This window comes from Psychroflexus sp. MES1-P1E (genome assembly GCF_002836055.1).
GTDB lineage: Bacteria > Bacteroidota > Bacteroidia > Flavobacteriales > Flavobacteriaceae > Psychroflexus.
In genome coordinates this window covers 15,829-37,649 of sequence record NZ_PJBS01000147.1, presented here as the reverse complement: position 1 = coordinate 37,649, position 21,821 = coordinate 15,829, and the positions used below count along the sequence as shown (strand labels likewise).

Sequence of the window (21,821 nt, the reverse complement as noted above, 5' to 3'; positions counted from 1 at the left end):
AGTATATTTTGGAGCCAATTGTTCCATAAATGCTAAATCTCCAATTATTTCTATTTTTCGTTTCCCATCTATGGTTTCTTTTGAAGAACTATCATTTTTTAGAGCGCCTATTTGTTTTAAATAAGAAAATGTAGCTACAGTAGCGTGTCCACAATGTGCTATTTGCTTATTTGGAGTGAAGAAATCTAATTTAAAATCTTCCATTTTAGATTTTGAAACAAAAGCAGTTTCTGATAAACCTACTTTTTTAGAAATTTCAAGTTTATTTTTTTCAGAGAATTCATCTGCATTTAAAACTACACCTGCTGGATTACCACCTTTACCGTTTTCTGCAAAAGCATTAAGAATTTGTACGTTAATTAGTTTTTTTGAACTGTCCATTTTTATTTTTTTATATGTTATATAAGATGGACGCTATCAGTTAGAAAAAGACGTAGTAAATTTTAATTATTTTCAAAATCTATTAGTTTACCTGTACTATCGGATTCTATATTTGGGCAATCTAAAATGTTTTCTTTTAAAATTTCTTTAGCTTTTTGAACTCTTGATTTCGTCCCCGAATAAGAGATTTTTAAATGTTCTGCTAACTCTTTTTGTGAATAGTTTTTAAATGAAGTTAAAATAATTGCTTCTTTATGTTGGGAAGAAAGGTTTTCTATTTTTTGATTGATACAGTTTGTTAAATTTGAATAATCAAAATTATTAGTGTCTATTTCTGGAATATCTAAGTCATTTATTGATATATTGTTATTTTTCACTTTTCTAAAATAATCAACAATACTATTTCTTGTAATTTGATAAACCCAAGATGTAAGTTTAGAAGTATGTTTTAATTGATGAATTTTAGTTTGAATTTTTAAAAAAACCTCTTGATGAATATCTTTTGCCGTTTGTTCATCTTTTATTTTTCCCAAAATGAACTTATAAATTTCTTCATTTAAGTCAATCCAAATAGTATTAATTTCAGTTTTCACAATTTTGGTTTTTTCAGCTTGCACATAACGTGTTGTGTATGATTAGTAGCGGATTAAAAGGCATGTGTCTTTCAATCTATCACCAAACTTGATACAAATATACTTTCTTTCAATCTAAGATTGAAACCGCTATTGTTTTTATACAGTGTTAGCAATTTGCATTCTTTATAAATTTTTATTTGTTTTTTTTTGGAATGTTCGTTCCAGTTTGTATATATTTGCATTTGGAACGAACGTTCTATAAATATATAATTAAATTTGAAAATAAAAAAGATGAGAGAATTAAAAGGAAAAATTGCTATTGTTACTGGAGGCAATAGTGGTATTGGTTATGCGTCAGCTAAAGAATTGAAAGAAAATGGTGCCACTGTAATTATTACAGGTCGATCAGAAGAAAAGGTAAAAACGGCTTCTGAAGAATTGGGTGTTAAAGGTATTGTAGCAGACGTAAAAGATTTATCTGCCATTGATAAATTGGTAGAACAAGTAACTACTGAGTTTGGTAATGTCGATATATTGTTTGCAAATGCTGGAATTTTTCAACCTGCACCAGTGGGTCAAATTTCTGAAGAAATGTTTGATCATCAAATGGGGATTAATTTTAAAGGGGCATTATTCACAGTCGAAAAGTTTCTACCCATTCTAAATGATGGTGCATCAATAATTAATCTAGGTTCTATAATTGCATATACTGGTATGGCGAATACAGCAGTTTATGCAGCTTCTAAAGCAGCAATGATCTCTTTCACAAGAACTGCAGCAACGGAGTTGGCACCCAGAAATATACGCGTAAATGTTATTAACCCAGGACCTATATCTACACCAATATATGAAAAAACAGGAATGGAAGAAGAACAGTTAAATGGATTTGCAGCAGCAATGCAAAATCGTATTCCATTAAAACGATTTGGTCAGCCAGAAGATATTGCCAATTTGGTTTCTTTCTTAGCTTCTGGTGAAGCATCATTTATCACGGGTAGTGAATATAATATTGATGGAGGAATTAACATTAACCCACTTTTAGGATAAACAACAACACTTATAATAAATTTAAAAAAAACAAGATGAAAAAAGCAATAATTATTACACGCGTACTTTTAGGATTACCCTTCCTTATTTTTGGATTAAATCATTTCTTTCCAGTTATTCCACATCCCCCAATGGATGGAGTGGCCTTAGATTTTATGATGGGGTTGACTAAAGTTGGTTATTTTTGGCCATTATTAAGAGGGCTTGAAGTCCTCATTGGAATAGCCTTAATAAGTGGCAGGTTTGTACCGTTAGCATTGGCGGTTTTAGCACCAATTTCACTACATATATTTTTGTTTCATGCATTTGTATTGTTAGCGAATTTACCTTTAGCGATAATAATTTTAGGCTTACATATTTTCCTAATTGTTAAATACTGGGATTACTATAAGCCTGTATTTACGCCAAAGTTAGCACCTCAATTCAACTAAATTAAAATCTACTGATGTTTCCTGTAATGGGAAGCATCAGTATTTAAATAAATAATAAAATGAAAAAAATAAAGATAATATCTGGACATCCAAATATAGTTGATTCGATTGCCAATAGAACAATACTTAATGTTTTAGAGAAAGAAAATAATTTCACAATTAGCAATCTAATGAATAATTATTCTGATTATAAAGTTGATTCGGATAAAGAAATTAAGAACCTTTTAGATTCAGATGTAATTGTGCTACAATTTCCGTTTCATTGGTATGGAGTACCTGCAATATTAAAAATGTGGATTGATAGCATTACTACTTCATTGGTTTATGGTCCAAATAAAGGTGGTTTAAAAGGGAAAACATTTATACTGTCAACAACGACTGGAGGTCCTGAAGATTCGTATCAAGAAAATGGGTATAACAAATTTAAAATGAAAGAATTGTTATTGCCTTTATTGAAATTGGGAGATTCTTTAGAAATGATTGTTTTAGAGCCTGTTGTTTTACATAGTGCAATGTTTAAAGATGAAACGGGAAAACTGAATTTGGAAAATAATGCGAAACAACACGCATTAAAACTAATTGAAATTGTGAATAGATAAAATGAAGGAATACTGGAACGCTTATTCTAATTAGCCTACCTTTGTTCTCTTAAAACGATTAATTATGCCAAGAGTAAAACTTTTTGATGAAAATGAAGTGCTTAGCAAAGCCACAGAATTGTTTTGGAAAAAGGGCTATCACGCTACTTCTATACAAGATTTAGTGAGTTTTTTAGGGATTAATAGAGGGAGCCTTTACGATACTTATGGTGGTAAAAAAGAATTGTTTGATAAAGCATTCGAATTCTATCGATCCAATAATTCTAATGGTATTACTGCCTTTTTTAAAAGTCAAAATGAGGTGAAAAAAGGTTTTAGAAAATTATTTGAAATGGGTATTGATGAATCTGTTGCTGACATCGATTTAAAAGGATGTTTTGTAGTAAATACAACTACAGAATTAATTCCGGGAGAGGATAGTTTGCTAAACCTTATCCAAGATAATAAAAAGCTATTTGAAGGAATTTTTTATTCTTTTTTACTGAAAGGACAGCAAAACGGTGAGATAGCAAAAGGTAAAAATATTAAAACTATTTCCTGTTTATTTTATACTTTTTATTCAGGACTTAAAGTAGTAGCCAAAGTAGAAAAAAACCCAAAAGAATTAATGAATTCGGTTGATGAGATTTTGATGTTATTGGATTAGCTCTGCTTGTTACTAACGTTTAAATAAAAACCGTTTTCAATGGGTTTTATTTGGTGTTAACTGCTTTTTTTCTACTTTTTTAATCAGTTCAATATTTAACAATTCAATAACCGTAAGAAACGAATCAACATTTTTGCATTTTGGTTCATACCATTTTTTGCTTGAAAAGTGTGCTTCCATTTCTCCACCTTCTCTGAACATATATCCGTACCGAGCAAAAATTTCATTCCGCATTAATTTCAGTTCTTTTGAAGCTAGTTTTTGAAGTTCCTGTTCTCTGATGACTGTTAATGATACTTCAGGATAATCGCCATTAACATATAATTCATCTATGTAGCTGCCATACTCACCGCCAGAACAAAATTCGTAAGTCCAAGGATTTAAAATTAAAAGTCCATTATGAAACTCGCTTGGTCTATTGTAGCTTGAGAATGAACCTGAGGTTTCATCACAATAAAAGTTCGATCCCTCAATTTTAGCATTGTTAAAATTAAAAATAGAGTCTTTTAGTATTTCTCCTTGCCAGTAAAATGTGTGCACCTGTGCAACTACAATTGAATCAGCAATCACTAGCATTAATTCAGACTCACCCTCTGAAAACCCAAAAATATAGTTGCCTGAATAATTCAAAATTAAGTCTTCAGTCCAGACAAATCCTCACGATGCACTTCCTCGTCACCATAATACTGACCAAAACAAAAAAGGCTTTGTAGGGTTAATATTTTTAATAATAGATATCGTGTCATTGCAGTTAACGTTTAAATAAACACTGGCGTTAGCTTGGGTTTATTTTTTGTTAGCCCTAGTTTATTTTTAATAAGTCCATTTTTTGCAATGTACCTTCAAGTTCACAAAGTGAAGATATTTTATATCCAGTGGCTCTTCCTTTTACTAGTTCAATTTTATTGACATTAGTCTGCATTCCGTCTTCTTTAGATGTGTAAAATGGTGCTCCTTCAGTTGCGATATTATGCAATTGATAAGAATTTGCTTCTGTAATCAGAAACATTTCCGTTAAACTTTTGCATAATCCTTTAATTGAGTTTGTTTTTACAGGTAAAACGAGATTTAGAAACTCTCCTTCTGAAAGACTTTCATTGAAATTAATATGAGTTGTTTGATAAGAAATTCCATCTATGCTTGAGTCTTCCCTAACATATTGTAAAAGTAATTGAGGAATAATGTACTCAGGTTTAAAGTCATCATTTGGATTACTTACTTTTATAGAAGATGCAAATATCAGAGGCCAAACCATTAGATAATTATAAAAAGACTCTAGTTCAAGTTCTTTAGGCGGGGAAAGGTCAATCACATTAACCGTTTCAATATTGCTTAATCTTACACCTTGAAAATGACTAATGTTGGGTCGATTGAGTTCCTCCCAACACACATAAACTGAGTTACCTAAATACAAAGAAGGAAAGCCTGGAATACTGAACCTTTGTGTTTTTACTTTTCCTCTCAGTTCAAATGGAATGTGAAAGAAATTCTGCTTTGAATAAACTTTATTGCTCTCATTGTAACGTAGTCTATAAAAGTCTGTTTCTCTTTTAAACTCTCTGATATTTAATAATCGTCTAAAGTTTTTTTCAGAGCCTTGTAACCCTTCTTTTAACTTATTAAATGCCTCAGCAGGTTTACCATTCAGGTAATTGTAAATAGCTTCATTTATATTTTTGATTAAATGTACCTGTCTATTGTTAATTTGACTAAGATCAAAGGGTAGCTCCTCAAGACTTTTTATTTGTTTGATTTTTGACTTGAAAGACTCAAGTTCATTTTTTACAAATTCCTCAAAGTTTTCGTTTGCTTTTGGCTGTTTGGGTAAAGTGAAAAAAGGGTCTCTATATAGTTCGGATATCTTCATAAATAATTAGGGCTAACATCCGTATAAACCCTATTCAAATCTTCAGTATAGGGTATATATCTATTTAGAACGTTGTTTTATTTCCATCTAAACTAACACTTTCATACATAGTATCCAATGGACTTTTTATTGTTTTGCTATTCATCGCTAAAACTCTGGTATAAATCTCCGTCGTTTTTGAGCTATTATGACCTAAAGCGGCTTGGATATGTCTTAAACTTGTCCCCCGTTCCATAAGGTGTGTGGCAAAACTATGACGTAAAGTGTATGGGATACTCAAAAGCTTACTATTAGTGTCTTTCACTGCTTTTCTATACATACTTTGATCTTTAGCTGCTTTCGTTTTTTTTAGTCATAAATAAGTCATACCTTGATTACCTAAATTAGTTAAAACAGAACTTATAAAACTACTTTTTTAAATATTTAAAGGTACTTAACCGTTAAGAACGGATAGCCTAAAGTTATGTCCTAATGGAGAAGTTGTGAAAAATAAATACAACATAGGTGAGAAAACAACCATCGGCAAATCGGATAAGGTCATGTGTCCTATTTATTGTAAAAACCACTATCACAAGCATCTGCAAAAAGAAACAGTAGAAATCAATGGAGTTTTAAAACGGAATTATGCCCTACCACTTGAACTCGTGAGTAATACCAATTTGTCCTTCACCTATCCCCTATAATCCAATTGGCGCTTAAAATGGACAAATCACACATCAAGTCTTATGTATTGTAATACAGCCATTTTATAGTCTAATTGGACATGACTATTCTAATATAGAGTAATACTTAACTGCACATCCCAATTGGCGCGAATTTCAACTGGCTGTGCTTCGTAGAGGACAGGTTCGGGATTTACCCTCTTCAGAAAGTTTCCTGTATCCCATTTCCCATTGGCGTTTTTATCATATACCAATCTTATAAAGTAAGACCCCGGCGTAATCAATTTGAAATTAACTGTGGATTTTTCGGTTTCGTTTACTGTAGATTCAACGTCCGCTTCATATGGGCCTGCTGTCCCAGACTTTCCAACAGGACGTAATAATAATCCCTGAAAAGCTCCCAGCTTCTATTTTTGTTTTGATAACCGACCGTGGATTTTGAGGGGGCTTTAAGCATCCCTAAATGGTTGAGATTACCGGTTGCAGAGCGCAGGCCGTTGCTTATGTCCCGCAGGGATTGACTTTTGGCAAACTGGCAGAATAGCATTGAGACTAGGTGCGACCAACTGTCAAACCCTTTTTGATGCTTGTCACTTTGGTGCGACTTGACCAGTTTTTTAAATTTTGATATATCTAATTTTGAGATTATTTGAGAAAACAACGTTATATTTATCATCAGAGAAGGGTTTTTGTGGTGCACCTCAAAGGTAAACTTTGAGGAACAAAAATTTCCTTCTCTTTTTTAAACGTTTAGGACGCTATTGGTACTTAATATATAATTGTACCAGTATCCATGTTCAGTCGACTTGTCACATTAAAATTCTCCGATTTTATTGCATCAAGCTCTGAATAGAATGAAATATAGGCCTTGTTGGTTGTCTTCTCCTGTGCATTCACCATTACACATGTAAATAACAGTAAAAACAACGTTGTGCTAATCTTTTTTGCTCTTTTCATTTTTTTAAACTTTGATTTGTATTGTTGAAAGAACAAAGGTGAGAAGTGTTATTTGAGTAAATATTGTCTTATAACAACCTTTTTCTATAATGTAACAAATTTCACAAACTTGCCCAGCTAAACACATAATTTCGTTATGTTTCGTTTTTAAACGTTTAAAACTTAAAGGAAAATTTTAATCTCTCATAATTTATTCCGACAATGGCAACGGCGTTTTAAGTTACTCTTGCCTATATACCGTTTGTTTGCCAATTTTAGAACAACTATTTCACCATTTATTTGCCTTTTAAAATAGAAAACATAATCTGCTATTAATTAATTGTTCTTTTGCCTTAATTTGCTTTTATCATTCGTTTAAACAGAATGGCCTCTGATGTTTTTACTTTTACGATGTAAATTCCATTTGCTAAATCGCTTATATTGATTTCTTGGTTGGTGGTGTAACGAACTTCTCTAATCTGTTGTCCATTCATATTGTAAATACTTATTTCCTCTATGCTGTTGCGACTTCTTACTGAAAAACTATCTTTAGTTGGGTTAGGGAACAAATCAACCGTATTGTTTTCAAGTAAATCAGGATCTACTACTGACAGTGTAGTAAAGCTAATATTGTATTTTATGGGTCCTAAATCTTGTACACCAAAGTATACATTTACTTCTTGATCAGAAAAACTAAAAGTCGATGTTTCGGTAAAAGGATGATCTAACATTTCTGTCGATATTTCTTCCCAAGTTGCTCCCATATCACTACTGAAGATGATTTTTGGTCTTCCTACTGGTAACGGAATATCAAATCCATCAGAATAATGTGTGGTGGCTACGATATAATCTTGATTGATTGTTGAAAAAGCAATATTGTTTGTAAATTCAGAAGAAATGAAATTCCACGTGTCACCCTTGTTTTCGGATAAATAGATACCATTTGTGGTGGCTATCATTAATTGATTGGGATTTAATGGGTTTTGTTCAATATTTAATATTCTATCATTCCTAGAATCTAAATCTTCTAAACCAATGGTAGAAATTTCCCAAGTGGCACCTTCATCCGATGATTTATAAAAATTCGCACTCTGTGCAATATAGACATTTGTAGCTTCCTCACTGTCCACCTGCACCGCATTAACTAACTCGCCCCCTAGTGGTACAGGGACATAAGTATCGACTATATTTTCCATGTCAGTAAGATCTATTTTGAATAGATCTAACCCTGCCGACACCCAGCTGATATTCGGGTTTGTAACTGGTGTAGACACATCAGTAAGATTCAAAATAAACGGGGCTGATTTCGCTAAACTTACATTAGCTCCATGATCGTTACTTACAAGTATATAAGAATTAGGAAAGGAACTACCATCAGTAAAAACACGTCCGACTACTACAGGATCTGCAAATACTTTTGCAGGAGAACCAGAGTTTTGATTTAATGATCGTAAGCCGTATTCTTCTTCCGTATTTGTTTGTAGGTTTTTATGAATGTAGCCTGAACGTAAACCGTAATATATGTGGTTTTCAGTATCTGAAGTGAATGAGGCAATTGTGCCTGTAGTGTTAATAAAAGGATTTTCTAACTTTGTTATTGTAGCTCCTCCATTTTCTAATAAAAATGGATAAAAGTTTGTACTAATTATTATTTTATCAAGCTCAAACGGGTTATAGGAAGCTGTCAAGCCATTATAATAGTCTTCTGTATCAATTGCAGTCCTAACATAGTTTTGCCATGTAGCGCCGTTATCTGAAGAAATCACGATTTCGTTTTCTTCCAACAGAATAATTTCATTTGTGTTTGTAGGATTAAATTCAATGGCATCAATACTATTTGAAGATAGTGATGTCCAGGTAATGGGCACAATATTCCAACTGTCACCTCCATCTAATGAACGATATAAATTTTCTACATGGGTAGCAAAAAAACCACGCCCTGTTCCTAACAAAATGTCATCTGCGTTACTTGGGTTGAAAGCAATTGACCTATAAACGTTTCCGGGTATTTTTTGTTCCCATGTTTGGCCACCATCGGTAGAAAAAAACAAACCTCCAAACACACTACTTGGACCTATAGCACGCATCAAGAATAATTTGTCGCCGTTTGTTGGTGAAATAGCCACATTATTAAGATGTACATTATCATGATCAGTATTTAAATAGATAGATCCCCATCGTTTCCCTCCATCAAAGGTGTAAAATACTTCAGTGGTAAATTCTCCTGTATTAATAAAGGTCGTATGCATTATTGCGATATCGTTGTTAGAATCTAGAATGTCATATGATTGGATTATTATGTCCACCTCAGTTGAATTTGGTGTCGAATAGGTTCGCGTAATGGTTGCTGTATCAATGTCGTACAACGCAATAGCGTTGAAGACTGTGCCTTCCGCATGAATAATAAAACTTAGAGTAGATCCGTTATTCATAAGCTTAAGATCCTTTATTCTAGAATACGTATCATCAAAAGGTTGAGAATATAAAATTCCCCAGGTAGCACCGCCATCAGTAGATGTAACGATATGGTTGGTAACTGTACGAGCATAAATAATATCCTGCTGTGTTTCGCTATAGGTTACATCAAATAATTGTCCAAAGCTGGTGTTGCCTTCAAACTCTACTTGAGCAAAAACGTTTTGAAATACTAAGATGCAAAATAGAATCATTAATATAGTAGCTGTTCTTTTCATTTAATATGTATTATAGATTTATCGGCAAATTTAGATACAAATACCGTTTTCTAGTAAAAATAGGGTGGGACATTTCGTGACATTTCTCAATTATAAACGTGACACGTAGGCTAAATCCTTGATAAATAATCGTGAAGCATGATTCCAGATGGAAGCTCTAACTTATTAGAAATTCGTTCTTTTCGTTTTCTACATGATTGAGGTGTGATATTTAATAGCGATGCAATCTCTTTATTGCTTAAATTCATATACAAATATGTTATAAAACGGATGTCATTTGAAGTGAGTTTTGAATGTTTACTTTTAAGTCTGTCCAGAAAACCTTGGTTGATTTCTTCGAAGTGGGTAAAAAAACTATCCCATTGCGTGTCATTTTTAAGGTGCTTTTTAAGTTCCATAATTTGTTTTTTTAAGCTATGGTTGGTGGATATTTCAGTATGTAGCGATATCGATTGTATCACTTCTTCTATTAAGTCGTTTTTACTGGATAAGTACAGTGCTTTTGCAATGAGCTTTCTATTTTTTAATTCTAATTCGTTTTTAAGCCGTTCTTGCTCTAATAAAGCTAGTGCTTCTCGTTCTCGTAATTGTTTTTCTATTAGTAAATGGTCGCCTTTTTCTTTTACTAATTCCAATTCTACAATTTTTTTCCGCTGTTTGTGTTTTATTGAATTACTTCTAAATACCCAAAATATAAATACTATGCCTAAAAGAGCTATACTTATTATACTATAAAAAAAACGCCGCTCTTGTTTTAGCACTTCTTTGCTTTCAGAAAGTTCATGCTGGTAATTTTGAAATTGAAATTTTACCTTTTCATTTTCAAATAACTTACGGTTTCTTATTGTATTTAGGGAGTCTGTTGCAACAATTACAGAATCTTTATAAGCTATTGCCTTTTCAAAATCTCCTGTTTTTCCGTATAATTCTGAAAGATAATCGTAAATCTCGGTACGGTTTTCAAACCCTTCTTTAGCATTTTTGGCCTGTGTAGCGTAATATAAGGCCTTGTCTATTTTATTTCGGCCCTCGCTAATTTGGGCTAACACCAATAAAATGAATACTTTATTTTCAATTTGTGATATGTCTTTAAGGTCTGGCAACAAGCTTAATGCTATTTCTTCAGATTTAGTGTATTGTTTTTTTAAAAGAAACATTTCAGCCTGTGCCATTTTACCTACTAGCAATATATTGGGTATGTCTCTTAATAATGGCAAAGCTTCTTGTATATAAAAGTGAGCTGAATCTGCCTCTTTCCTTTTATTAGAGACTAATGCCAAGTTTACCCCATAATATCCTACTTTGTCATCATCTTTAATTTGCTTTGCCTTTTTATAAGCTTTTAAAAAGTACTTTTTTGCTTGAGATAGCTCTTGTTCATGAAGATAAAGAGCGCCCACGTTGTTCAGTACTGCCATTTCTTGACGAGAACCCAAATGTTCTATGGCTATTTCGTAGGCTTGTAAATAATATTGAAGGGCTTCACCGTAATCTGAAAGCATGTAATAGTTAGAGCCAATATTCAAAGTGGCTCTAAAAAATTGGTCATACAATTGATTTTTTTTAGCTGTATTTTGAGCTTCTGTGAGTAGTTCTAAAGATTGAGCATGTTGCGTTTGAAACATCAACTCAATTCCTTCTCCAATCAGGAAGTCTACTTGAATAGGTGTTTTAACTTGTGTAAAAACATTGATTGAAAACAACAGTATTATAGGCAACACCGGGATACGTGCTAATATTATCATTTAATGGAATTTTTTTTAAAGCTTAAAAACAGATAAAATTTCACAAATTTCTACTTTTGCGAAGTTAATAACTATAAATATATCCCGAAATTTAGATTGCCATTAACATTGTCAAGGTTTTTAAGAATGTACATAACATGTTTTGCGCATGGTAAGTCGAATTAGTGTTGGAGGGAATAAAAAAATAGTGATTTAAATTAATTTTAAAAGATGTTATACTCTTTTTTTATCTTTTGATAAACTCTAACCCTATTATGATTTCTTGTTTATGTTGAGTCGTTGAAACAACTAAATTAGAGTCACTGATCGATATTATTTTTTAAATATTAGCTTTATCTGTTACTTTAATACACTTTATTTCTTTTAAATATTCCCATTTCCCACTATTTGATGCATCCTTTCCATCCATTCCTTCTGCTCTCTTCTACCATCAGAATAATAAATAATCAAACTATTTTCTTTCATTTTAGGGGTAGACGGATTTTCTATCCAGACACCATTATTTATTCGATATGCCATTTTGCATAGCAAATAAGATCTATATCGTCTTGAGCATAATTTGAATAAATGTTATTTGATTGAATCAAGAATGATATTAGAGTTAATATAATTAGTGTTATCTTTTTAATAAGCTGGATTCAAGGTCTAATTGGACATGACTATTCTAATATAGAGTAATACTTAACTGCACATCCCAATTGGCGCGAATTTCAACTGGCTGTGCTTCGTAGAGGACAGGTTCGGGGTTTACCCTTTTCAGAAAGTTTCCTGTATCCCATTTCCCATTGGCGTTTTTATCATATACCAGTCTTATGAAGTAAGACCCCGGCGTAATCAATTTGAAATTAACCGTGGATTTTTCGGTTTCGTATACTGTAGATTCAACGTCCCCTTTCTCATTCACCAATTCAACAATAATGGGAAATTCTTCAATATTGGTGATGGTGAGATTGAGATTTCCAAAGTCTGCCAATGCCTTTGTGCTGTATCTATAGCTTAAGCTATCATTTTGAGTCTCAAAAAAATCAGTAATAGCGCCTGGTAACAGGTCTATTTTATAAGATTTTTTCTCTTCTTTTTCAAATTTGAAAGTCAGTTGGTTATACAACGTATCTAAAGTTAACTCGAAATCGATAGCTAAGGAGTCTTGATTGATGAAGCTAATGGAGTCTTTTTCGAAGCCAACTATCGGGGTGTTTGCTTTGAGTTTAAAATCGGCTAGCAATTTGTTCTTTTTAATAGTTACTTCTGAAATTTTTAAAGAGTCTTCTTCAATTTGCTTTGGCCTGAGTTCCAACGTATCTATACGGCCTTGATTCCTAAAGGTAAACAACAAGCTGTCCTTTTCCAGATAGGGTTTATACCAATAATGAACGGTATCGGTTTCTTTATCCCTAAAGTACATAGCCTTAAAATCTTCGGGCGCCTCAGAAATCAAATCGATCTTATAGTCTTCAAGAGTTCCCTTAAAACCAAATTCAAACTGTTGCTTGGAGACCTGCTTTGGTCTTACCGCTTCAAACTCTAGCTCTTCTTTAAAGACAAGAATATCGTAGAGTTGATCTGAAGGAATTTTAACGGTATCACTTACAAATCCTATTTTATCTTGAACAGGATCAAATTTATAGTTGTTATTCTTATCGGAGATCGCCACCATTTTATAATTCCCCGGCTTTATATTATCCACACTAAACAAGGAGGTCGAATCTCTAACAAAAGAAATATATCTCGGTTTGCCTTCATAAACAAGAGAATCCGTATAGTTCGAATCTAAAGCATAAAGCATTACAGAAATATTTTCATCAGATATTCTGCTGAAAGCATCAAACACATTGCCCTCTACTTGAAGCGAGTCCACATAGTTACCTGTGGAAAACACATATTTAAAATAAGGGAGTTTATTGCCTTCGTTATTATCTTCTATGCTTTTTCCAAAATTGACAGTGTAGGTGGTGTTTTCTTCTAGCGAATCTCTAGAAATATCCAGCCTTACATTTCTACTGGCCTGTCCCATAGGAAAGATCCTAGGACGGGGTTCTATAGGAGGTGAAAAGAAAATTTTCTGACTAGCATCTTCCAATTTCACAAATTCATCGAAGTTGATAATAACCTGATTTTTTTTATAATTGGTCGTATAATTTTCTGGGATAGAATTCACAAATTTTGGGGGATCTAGGTCTCTGGGTCCACCATCTGGTCGTCCTCTTTGGGCACAAGAGGAAAAAATAGAAACTAATACAATACACACTGTTAGTCGTGAAAAGTGAACTCTCATTTTTGGGAATTATTTTATACAAAGAAACAATAAAATATAGATTTTATTATTTAGTAATGGCCATCGTTGCAATGTTTAGTTTTATACGCTCAGCCTCATTCAAAGCTAAATAGCAGGCTTCTAAGGTGGCTCCAGTAGTTACCAAATCATCCACAAGTAGTATATGTTGACCGGAGAGCTCTTGCAGATGTTCTGCATAGAAATTATTGCCGATAACGTCAGACCTCGCCGTTCGGCTTTTGAATACCTGAGTTTTGGAATTGGATCGTCTTTTTAAGATGGTATTTATATACTTCGCCGAAAGCTTTTCAGCAATAGCTTTTCCAAAACCTTCTACTTGGTTATAGCCTCTTTCTCTCATCCGCTGTCTATGAAGAGGAACTGGAATAACGACATCAATACTCCTTTTCCAACCTGCTTCAAACAAAATTTCTCCTAACCAACTGCCTAAGTAAAAACTCAGTTCTTTATTGCCCCTGTATTTTAAATCATGAATTAAAGCTTGGATAGGTCCCTTTTTTTCAAAATAGAACAGACTTGCAGCTCGTTCGAGTTGAACCCTGCCGTAAAGGATCTTATGCAAATCGTGATGGCCATCAAAAAAGTTGGCGTAAAGCGGTAGTTCATGCCTACAAAATGTACATATAAATGCTTCTTCTTTCAGTAAGACTTGATCACAGCAAGCACAGAGTTTGGGAAATAATAAGTTTTTAAAGTCCTTAAACATCTGTAGATAAATTAATTTATTAAAGTTAAAGAAAAAATCATTTCAGAATAAAAATAGAAGAAGGGAGAACCTCAACATATAAAGTGTCAATAATTTACAGTCGAAAACGCATTATCAAGAAGCGTTTTTTTACTTTTGTGGTATGGCAAAAGAGCAAGATAAATTCAAACACGTAATATCCCATGCTAAGGAGTATGGATATATATTTTCCTCCAGTGAAATCTATGATGGCTTAAGTGCTGTTTATGATTATGGACAAAATGGAGTTGAACTCAAAAACAACATTAAAGCTTATTGGTGGAAAAGTATGGTCCACCTTCATGAAGAGGTAGTCGGCTTAGATGCTGCAATCCTCATGCACCCCAACACATGGAAAGCGTCTGGTCACGTAGATGCTTTTAATGATCCTATGATCGATAATAAAGATTCTAAAAAAAGATACAGGGCAGATGTTTTGGTCGAAGACTATGTCGAAAAGATAGAACAAAAGGCACAAAAGGAAATTGCAAAAGCCAAAAAGCGTTTTGGAGATGCTTTCGATGAAGCTGAATTTGTAAATACTCATCCTAGAGTTGTAAAGTACAGATCTCAATCCAAAGAAATCTTAACGCGATTAGCGACTTCATTAACCAATGAAGATTTAGAAGATGTCAAAGCCCTTATCGAAGAGCTGGAAATTGCCTGCCCGGTGAGCGGATCAAGAGACTGGACCAAAGTGAGGCAATTCAACTTGATGTTTGGCACCAAGTTGGGCGCTTCTGCAGAATCGGCAACCGATCTCTATTTAAGGCCAGAGACTGCCCAAGGAATTTTTGTGAATTTTGCCAATGTCCAAAAATCGGGGAGGCTAAAAATCCCTTTTGGGATTGCCCAAATTGGAAAAGCCTTTAGAAATGAGATCGTCGCTAGACAGTTTATATTTCGCCAACGGGAATTTGAACAAATGGAAATGCAATATTTTGTTCGCCCGGGAGAAGAACTCAAATGGTTTGAACACTGGAAAGTGTTAAGAACAAAATGGCACCAATCTTTAAATCTCGGTGAAGAGAATTACAGGTTCCATGATCACGAAAAGATGGCGCATTATGCCAATGCTGCTACCGATATTGAATTCAATTTCCCTTTTGGCTTTAAGGAATTGGAAGGGATCCACTCAAGAACAGATTTTGACCTTAAAGCGCATGAAAATCTTTCTGGAAAAAAACTTCAATTTTATGACCCAGAGCTTGGTGAAAATTATGTGCCTTATGTCATTGAAACCTCAATAGGTTTAGATAGAATGTTTCTAGCTGTTTTTTCGAGTGCTTTACAGGAGGAAACTCTTAAGGACGGTAGTTCAAGAACCGTATTAAAGCTCCCTTCTATACTTGCCCCCGTAAAAGCGGCTGTGTTTCCACTATTGAAGAAAGATGGCTTACCAGAAATTGCAAAAGAACTTCTTAAAGAGTTGCAATGGGATTTCAATGTTGTTTATGATGAAAAGGATGCTGTAGGGAGACGTTACAGGAGACAAGATGCAGCAGGAACTCCGTTTTGTATCACTGTAGATCATGAGACCAAAGAAGATCATTGTGTGACTATTCGCCATCGAGATACGATGGAGCAACAGCGTGTTCCTATGTCTGAAGTAAAAGCTATTATACAAAAAGAAATCGATTTTAAGACGTGGCTAGAGTCTTAAATTTTTGAGTTAAATCATTTATTAACCGGTTATTAACAGGGATAACTCTAGGTTCTCCTTAAATTTAAAACTAATATTAATAAAACATTAATAAAATGGGAAATAAGACAGGAAATACAATTTTAGCACTAATAACCGGTACAGCTCTCGGAGTAGGTTTAGGATTATTGTATGCACCACAAAGTGGAAAAAAAACTAGAAAACAATTGAAAGATGAAGCAGATCATCTACAAGAAAACTTAAATAAGAAGTATAAGGAAACATCTTCTCATCTGTCTGCTTTTTCTGAAGAAGCAAAAAAAAGCATCGAGGAAAAGTTAGATAAAACTTTTTCTAATGCTAGTACTAAAGCTGATGGAATGCTAAGCAAACTTGAAAGTGAATTGGACCAATTGAAAAAGAAAAATTCTAATCTTCAAAAAGAATTGAAGAATAAATAATCCTTAAAATTTCTTTATGGAGAATCATTTAGGTGATCACTTTGATAACTTATCTCAAGATACCAAGGATGTCATAAAAAATTCCATTGAATTTTACAGGCTTGATCTCTTTAAGAAATCCGCCTTAAGTATAGTCAGTGGAGGACGTTTTGTACTTAAAGTAGGAATCTTAATTTTAGTACTCTTTTTTGTGTCTTTGGGTTTTGCCTTTTTGATAGGTGATAAATTGGGATCGGTGTCTTATGGTTTTTTTATAGTTGGAGGTTTCTATGGTATAATACTTATTATCGTAAGTATCTTCGGAAAAAAATTATTGGAAAAACCAGTGTTTTCTTTCTTAAATAGCCTTTTAAGCTCAGGTACTGATTTAGACGAGGAGTTAAAAAAAGAATTTGAAGAAACTGAAACTTCAGACTGATGAAGAAATACAATTCATTTAAGGAAATCGATAAGGATCTAAAGATTCTTAAACTCAAAACTCAAATTAGTAAGCAAAAAGCTAATATTGATTTAGTGTATATCAGGCGTGCTTTTTCGTTTACAAATATTATAGCTGAGTTTATTTCTTATTTTGGCCAGAAAGCTGTTTATGCTAAAATAGGAACTCAAATATTGAGAAAGTTTGGACTATGAGTTTTATACTTATTTAGCATTCAAATGTCGGATAAAATCCGTTTCTTTTTCACTTACAAATCGTGATAAAATAGAACCAAAACTATTATTATGCATATATTTCTAATCAGCTAAGTAAAAAATCTATGCTGAGCTACGTTGTAGTATAATTTTTAATGCATCATTTAAAAACTAAATTGGTATGAATAGTTTTAGACATTAAAAAAGGCTTGTGAAAATTTCACAAGCCTTTTTTAATGTATGTCTACCTAACTTTTATATTTAATCCGATTTTCCTTGAATCGCTTTGCGATCATTTTGCTTTTTCATCTCATCACCAATCTGACTAGCGGCGGTAAAAGAAGCAATCATGTCGTTTAGCATATTGCTTCCCGCTTCAGGAGAATTTGGCATAAGAATAAGGTTGGAGTTGGTTTGGCTTCCTATAGATTGAAGGGTGTCATAATGTTGAGTCACCACAATTAAAGCTGAAGCTTCCTGAGAGTTAATTCCTACTTTGTTAAGCACCTCAACACTTTCCTCGAGACCTCTAGCTATTTCTCTACGTTGATCTGCAATCCCTTGCCCTTGGAGTCGTTTGCTTTCTGCTTCGGCTCTGGCTACAGCAACGATTTTAATTCGCTCTGTTTCACCTTCAAACTCAGCTGCTATTTTTTCTCGTTCTGAGGCATTAATTCGGTTCATAGATTCCTTTACCTTATCATCGGGATCAATGTCTGTAACAAGCGTTCTTATGATGTCATAACCATAATCTAGCATAGCATCGTTAAGTTCTGACTTTACAGCATTTGCAACATCGTCTTTACGGACAAAAACATCGTCCAATTTCATTTTTGGCACTTCCGCTCGAACCACGTCAAAAACATAAGATGTAATTTGAGCACTTGGGCTCTCTAGTTTATAAAAGGCATCGTAGATTTTAGATCGAGTCACTTGGTACTGAACCGACACTTTAAGATTAACAAACACATCATCTTTGGTTTTAGTCTCTATATTGACATCCAGTTGCTGAATTTTAAGATTGATTTTCCCTGCAATACGGTCCACTAATGGAACTTTAAAATGCAGTCCTGAATTCCTTATACTCAAAAATTTCCCGAAGCGTTCCACCAAAGCTGCTGTTTGTTGCTTCACTGTAAAAATTCCACTGACAATGATAAAAAAAACAATTACCACTATAAAAATACCTACAAATGTTTCCATAATAATTAGTTATAAATTTTTATATAAAAATAAACCTTTTTCGACTGTATTGCACTGAATAACTAAAAGATTAAGCCAATTTCTCAATGGCATAATTCAGTCTAGTTATGCTGTCCTCTTTACCGATAGAAGCAGCGATATGAAAAACATCAGGTCCACTCATAGCGCCTACCAAAGCAAGCCTTAAGGGTTGCATGATTTTACCAAAACTTAGACCTTGGGTGTTGATCCATTCTTTGACTTCACTCTGAACATGGATTTGAGAAAAATCTTCAATACTTTCCAGCTTTCCGATTAAAGCTCGCATCCATTCTTGTGAATCATTTTTCCAGGCTTTTTTAGCCGATTTCGAATCAAATTCTTTGGGCGATTCAAAGTAAAAAGAAGACAACTCCCAAAATTCTGATACAAACGCAGCTCTTTCCCGTATTTTTTCAACGACTTCCTCCACGTAAGCTTGTTGAACATCTACTCCCTTGTCCTTCAGGATTATTGAAAACTCCTGAACCAATTTGGAGACAGCCATTTCTTGCATATAGTGATGCTGAAACCATTCTGTTTTTTCAGGATCAAACTTAGCTCCAGATTTATGAACCCTTTCCAGTTCAAAAGATTCTGTAAGCTCTTTGATAGAAAAAAATTCTTTTTCGGTTCCATCATTCCAACCTAGTAAGGCCAACATATTAACTAAGGTTTCTGGAAAAAATCCTTCATCGCGATATCCCGAAGAAATAGCTTCTGTTTTAGGATCTTTCCATTCTAAAGGAAATACAGGAAACCCAAGTTGATCTCCATCTCGTTTACTCAATTTTCCTTTTCCACTTGGCTTCAAAATAAGAGGTAAGTGAGCAAATTTTGGAGTCTCCCAACCAAAAGCTTCGTATAAAGAAATGTGAAGGGGTAGTGAAGGTAACCATTCCTCTCCGCGAATTACATGTGTAATTCTCATGAGATGGTCATCGACAATATTTGCTAAGTGATAGGTGGGCAAGCCGTCGCTTTTAAAGAGAACCTTATCATCTAGGACTTCAGAATCCACTTCTATAAACCCTCTAATTTCGTCATGAATAGAGAGTGTTACAGACGATTTTGTCTTAAAACGAATAACATAGTCTTCCTTGTTATCTAATTTAGTCTGCAGCTCTTCCGCAGAAAGAGTTAAGGAATTATTGAGTTGATTCCTGTTTTTTGGTCCGTAACTGAATTTCGTGTGGTCTTGCTCTGCTTCTTTACGCTTTACCTCCAAGTCTTCAGGGGTGTCAAAGGCGTAATAAGCATTATTGCTTTGGATCAATTTATCTACATGCTCCACGTAGATTTCCTTGCGATCACTTTGCTTATAAGGCCCACAATTTCCTGGCTTTCCTGGACCTTCATCGTATGGAATTCCACACCATTCCAAAGTTTCTTTAATATACTGCTCTGCACCCTCTACAAATCGGTTTTGGTCGGTGTCTTCAATTCTTAGTAGAAAATCACCTTGGTGTTTTTTGGCAAACAAGTAGTTATACAAAGCAGTTCTTACGCCTCCAATATGAAGTGGCCCTGTTGGACTTGGGGCAAATCTCACTCTTACTTTCGTATCCATCTTCTGTTTTTTTACAAATATAAAATATATTGATGTTTACAGATAGGAAATAATGGTTTATGAAGCTCACGAGATTAAGAAGTACTTGGTGTATTAAAAAAAGGTGACTGTAACTTACAAAAAGGCGTTATAAAAGTATACCCAAAGGGGCTAGTTTAGTTGGAGATTGTACCGGTTGCTTTACGAGCGAATACACAAAAGAATAAAAAAGACTCCACTACAAACAAGCATATAATTTTTTGCTTATTCTCGCCTTCTTAAGAATCCCAGAGCGTCGGGACTCGTGGATTTTCTACCTGCAGGCAGGTTTGTATTTGTTTACTAAATTCGGTGCTTAATCACGCAACAAAACATATTCCTAAGTTTGTACGTCACCTAATTTGACCTCTATATTTAATGAGATAGCTTTCAATAAATTATCTAGCAAATTCAAGCGGTTTGATTTCAGAATCGAACCCATTTCATGTTTTCACTCCAATGCCGCAAGTCGGTTCATACTTCTTGATTTGTTTAGATGAATTGATTAGCAGTGAGACAGAAATACTGACATTGGAAATATATTGGTTAGAACTACCTAAAGACTTGGCAGAATACTATAATGGATATGAGCCGGATTTTTCGTTCAACAATCTTTCCCATCAAGTAAATTTCTCAATTGGCTTAAACGATAATTATTACTTGATAAATCGCCATACTTTAAGCTTGTTTAATGAAAACAAATCTACAGGTTGCATTTTGCAGTTAAGTAAATTCTACTTGAACATAAAAGGTGTATTATCTTCCAACCATTTTTTGTACATTAATAAAAATAAAGATAGTTCTGAAAGATTTAAAGATCGAATAAAAATGGAACTAATAAGTCCTGATATAGCTTTTGGTCATCACTTGTTTTCCCAATTATACTCCAGCATAGCTATGAAAAATACTCGTTTGCTTAGTCAAAAATATAATTTACCTAATCCCCCTTTTTCACCAGTAGCGAAAAAGATAATAATGTATGATAGTTTAAAATGAACGGTTAAGGCTGAAAAGTCAACACGCAAACAACACCTTTAGTTTTTGCCGACACGCAAAGCCTCCCCCAAAAAAACAAAATGAAAAAAGATTTTAATATTCTACTTATTTCAATCATGACTTTCGGACTATCTATCAGCTGTAATAAAGATGATGATAATAAAGAAGAATGTATTACAAACAATACTGAATATATTACCTCTGTAGATTCACCAGAAACCGGAACCGTTCATCAAGTTATTAATATTGAAGTGAAATTTCGAGTCAGTAATGGTTGTGGAGGTTTAGGAAAATTTATTGAAACGAATAATGGAAATACACGAACTATTGAAGTTGAAGCAAAATATGAAGGATGTATTTGTACTCAAGACGCACCTCTAAGAATGGTGAATTATGAGTTTATTCGAACCAATACTGGAAATTATGAACTGAAATTTAAATCAAGTCCGAGTGAATTTATTACTGCTAATTTGTCAATAAACTAAAGAAAAAGCCAGAAGCCAATAAAGAACTGAGATAAAAAACAACTCTTTTCCTTATTGATTTTTAGACACTAGTAGTCTAGGCTCAGAGATTCATAAAACTGATTATTTGAGCTTTTTTGTTGTGTTTTTTTTTTACAAAACCTATCGGCTAAGAAAATCTATACTTCAAAAATTAAGACTTATCTTCTATAAA

General features: G+C 33.6%; 24 protein-coding genes. 11 read left to right on the top strand and 13 right to left on the bottom strand.

From position 1 onward, the window contains the following. Together CXF67_RS04625 and CXF67_RS04620 are read right to left on the bottom strand one after the other, a co-directional pair. A partial coding sequence (locus tag CXF67_RS04625; RefSeq protein WP_145990385.1) for a PhzF family phenazine biosynthesis protein occupies positions 1-381 on the bottom strand: 381 nt, incomplete at its 3' end. 62 nt (positions 382-443) lie between these two features. After that, positions 444-974: a sigma-70 family RNA polymerase sigma factor gene (locus CXF67_RS04620; RefSeq protein ID WP_102087673.1), complete on the bottom strand. Its 531-nt coding sequence runs from the start codon at positions 972-974 to the stop codon at positions 444-446. Positions 975-1,247: 273 nt separating this feature from the next. On the opposite strand from CXF67_RS04620, the gene CXF67_RS04615 reads away from it, so the two are divergent. From CXF67_RS04615 to CXF67_RS04600, 4 genes are all read left to right on the top strand, one after another. Further along, on the top strand, positions 1,248-2,003 hold the full coding sequence (locus tag CXF67_RS04615; protein WP_102087670.1) for an SDR family NAD(P)-dependent oxidoreductase: 756 nt from the start codon (positions 1,248-1,250) through the stop codon (positions 2,001-2,003). A 35-nt stretch (positions 2,004-2,038) separates the two neighbouring features. Then, positions 2,039-2,434: a DoxX family membrane protein gene (locus CXF67_RS04610; RefSeq protein WP_102087669.1), complete on the top strand. Its 396-nt coding sequence runs from the start codon at positions 2,039-2,041 to the stop codon at positions 2,432-2,434. Between the two features lie 59 nt (positions 2,435-2,493). Continuing rightward, a complete protein-coding gene (locus CXF67_RS04605) occupies positions 2,494-3,033 on the top strand; it encodes an NAD(P)H-dependent oxidoreductase (protein ID WP_102087668.1) in 540 nt (179 codons plus the stop codon). A 64-nt stretch (positions 3,034-3,097) separates the two neighbouring features. After that, positions 3,098-3,679: a TetR/AcrR family transcriptional regulator gene (locus CXF67_RS04600; RefSeq protein WP_102087667.1), complete on the top strand. Its 582-nt coding sequence runs from the start codon at positions 3,098-3,100 to the stop codon at positions 3,677-3,679. A 36-nt stretch (positions 3,680-3,715) separates the two neighbouring features. Here the strand turns inward: CXF67_RS04600 and CXF67_RS04595 are convergent, their stop codons facing one another. From CXF67_RS04595 to CXF67_RS04585, 3 genes are all read right to left on the bottom strand, one after another. After that, entirely contained in the window at positions 3,716-4,309 is a 594-nt protein-coding gene (locus CXF67_RS04595) for a YARHG domain-containing protein (protein WP_102087666.1), read from the bottom strand. A gap of 172 nt (positions 4,310-4,481) precedes the next feature. After that, positions 4,482-5,546 (bottom strand): hypothetical protein, encoded by a 1,065-nt coding sequence (locus CXF67_RS04590; protein ID WP_102087665.1) that lies wholly within the window; start codon positions 5,544-5,546, stop codon positions 4,482-4,484. Between the two features lie 64 nt (positions 5,547-5,610). Continuing rightward, complete coding sequence (locus CXF67_RS04585) at positions 5,611-5,865, bottom strand: tyrosine-type recombinase/integrase (protein WP_102087664.1); 255 nt, start codon at positions 5,863-5,865, stop codon at positions 5,611-5,613. Positions 5,866-6,028: 163 nt separating this feature from the next. Here CXF67_RS04585 and CXF67_RS17785 point away from each other — a divergent pair, with 163 nt between their 5' ends. Next, positions 6,029-6,229 carry a hypothetical protein gene (locus CXF67_RS17785; protein ID WP_145990384.1) on the top strand — a complete coding sequence of 67 codons (201 nt, stop codon included), beginning with the start codon at positions 6,029-6,031 and terminating at the stop codon, positions 6,227-6,229. A gap of 295 nt (positions 6,230-6,524) precedes the next feature. On the opposite strand, the gene CXF67_RS04575 is transcribed toward CXF67_RS17785, so the two are convergent. The 6 genes from CXF67_RS04575 to CXF67_RS04550 all read right to left on the bottom strand — a co-directional run bounded on the left by CXF67_RS04575 (position 6,525) and on the right by CXF67_RS04550 (position 14,584). Further along, positions 6,525-6,884, bottom strand: a complete 360-nt coding sequence (locus CXF67_RS04575; RefSeq protein WP_257984595.1) for a DUF4372 domain-containing protein — start codon at positions 6,882-6,884, stop codon at positions 6,525-6,527. Between the two features lie 613 nt (positions 6,885-7,497). Beyond that, positions 7,498-9,837: a VPS10 domain-containing protein gene (locus CXF67_RS04565; RefSeq protein WP_102087662.1), complete on the bottom strand. Its 2,340-nt coding sequence runs from the start codon at positions 9,835-9,837 to the stop codon at positions 7,498-7,500. 110 nt (positions 9,838-9,947) lie between these two features. Then, positions 9,948-11,582 (bottom strand): tetratricopeptide repeat protein, encoded by a 1,635-nt coding sequence (locus CXF67_RS04560; RefSeq protein ID WP_102087661.1) that lies wholly within the window; start codon positions 11,580-11,582, stop codon positions 9,948-9,950. Positions 11,583-11,945: 363 nt separating this feature from the next. Beyond that, a complete protein-coding gene (locus CXF67_RS18095; RefSeq protein ID WP_180957897.1) occupies positions 11,946-12,101 on the bottom strand; it encodes a carbohydrate-binding protein in 156 nt (51 codons plus the stop codon). Between the two features lie 145 nt (positions 12,102-12,246). Further along, complete coding sequence (locus CXF67_RS04555) at positions 12,247-13,857, bottom strand: Ig-like domain-containing protein (RefSeq protein WP_102087660.1); 1,611 nt, start codon at positions 13,855-13,857, stop codon at positions 12,247-12,249. Positions 13,858-13,903: 46 nt separating this feature from the next. After that, the gene (locus CXF67_RS04550; protein WP_102087659.1) at positions 13,904-14,584 is read right to left on the bottom strand and encodes a ComF family protein; all 681 of its coding nucleotides are present in this window, start codon (positions 14,582-14,584) and stop codon (positions 13,904-13,906) included. Between the two features lie 142 nt (positions 14,585-14,726). Here CXF67_RS04550 and CXF67_RS04545 point away from each other — a divergent pair, with 142 nt between their 5' ends. From CXF67_RS04545 to CXF67_RS04530, 4 genes are all read left to right on the top strand, one after another. Further along, complete coding sequence (locus tag CXF67_RS04545) at positions 14,727-16,265, top strand: glycine--tRNA ligase (RefSeq protein ID WP_102087658.1); 1,539 nt, start codon at positions 14,727-14,729, stop codon at positions 16,263-16,265. Positions 16,266-16,360: 95 nt separating this feature from the next. Then, a complete protein-coding gene (locus CXF67_RS04540) occupies positions 16,361-16,705 on the top strand; it encodes a YtxH domain-containing protein (RefSeq protein WP_102087657.1) in 345 nt (114 codons plus the stop codon). Positions 16,706-16,721: 16 nt separating this feature from the next. Further along, on the top strand, positions 16,722-17,123 hold the full coding sequence (locus CXF67_RS04535; protein ID WP_102087656.1) for a phage holin family protein: 402 nt from the start codon (positions 16,722-16,724) through the stop codon (positions 17,121-17,123). Further along, positions 17,123-17,338 (top strand): DUF6327 family protein, encoded by a 216-nt coding sequence (locus tag CXF67_RS04530; protein ID WP_015024321.1) that lies wholly within the window; start codon positions 17,123-17,125, stop codon positions 17,336-17,338. The genes CXF67_RS04535 and CXF67_RS04530 overlap by 1 nt, the downstream gene beginning before the upstream one ends. 261 nt (positions 17,339-17,599) lie before the next feature. On the opposite strand, the gene CXF67_RS04525 is transcribed toward CXF67_RS04530, so the two are convergent. Further along, complete coding sequence (locus CXF67_RS04525; protein WP_102087655.1) at positions 17,600-18,541, bottom strand: SPFH domain-containing protein; 942 nt, start codon at positions 18,539-18,541, stop codon at positions 17,600-17,602. A 70-nt stretch (positions 18,542-18,611) separates the two neighbouring features. Then, on the bottom strand, positions 18,612-20,129 hold the full coding sequence (gene gltX / locus CXF67_RS04520) for a glutamate--tRNA ligase (RefSeq protein ID WP_102087654.1): 1,518 nt from the start codon (positions 20,127-20,129) through the stop codon (positions 18,612-18,614). Positions 20,130-20,567: 438 nt separating this feature from the next. Here gltX and CXF67_RS04515 point away from each other — a divergent pair, with 438 nt between their 5' ends. Next, complete coding sequence (locus tag CXF67_RS04515) at positions 20,568-21,143, top strand: hypothetical protein (protein WP_145990383.1); 576 nt, start codon at positions 20,568-20,570, stop codon at positions 21,141-21,143. A gap of 116 nt (positions 21,144-21,259) precedes the next feature. Beyond that, positions 21,260-21,628 carry a hypothetical protein gene (locus CXF67_RS04510; RefSeq protein ID WP_257984594.1) on the top strand — a complete coding sequence of 123 codons (369 nt, stop codon included), beginning with the start codon at positions 21,260-21,262 and terminating at the stop codon, positions 21,626-21,628. Positions 21,629-21,821: the final 193 nt, after the last annotated feature.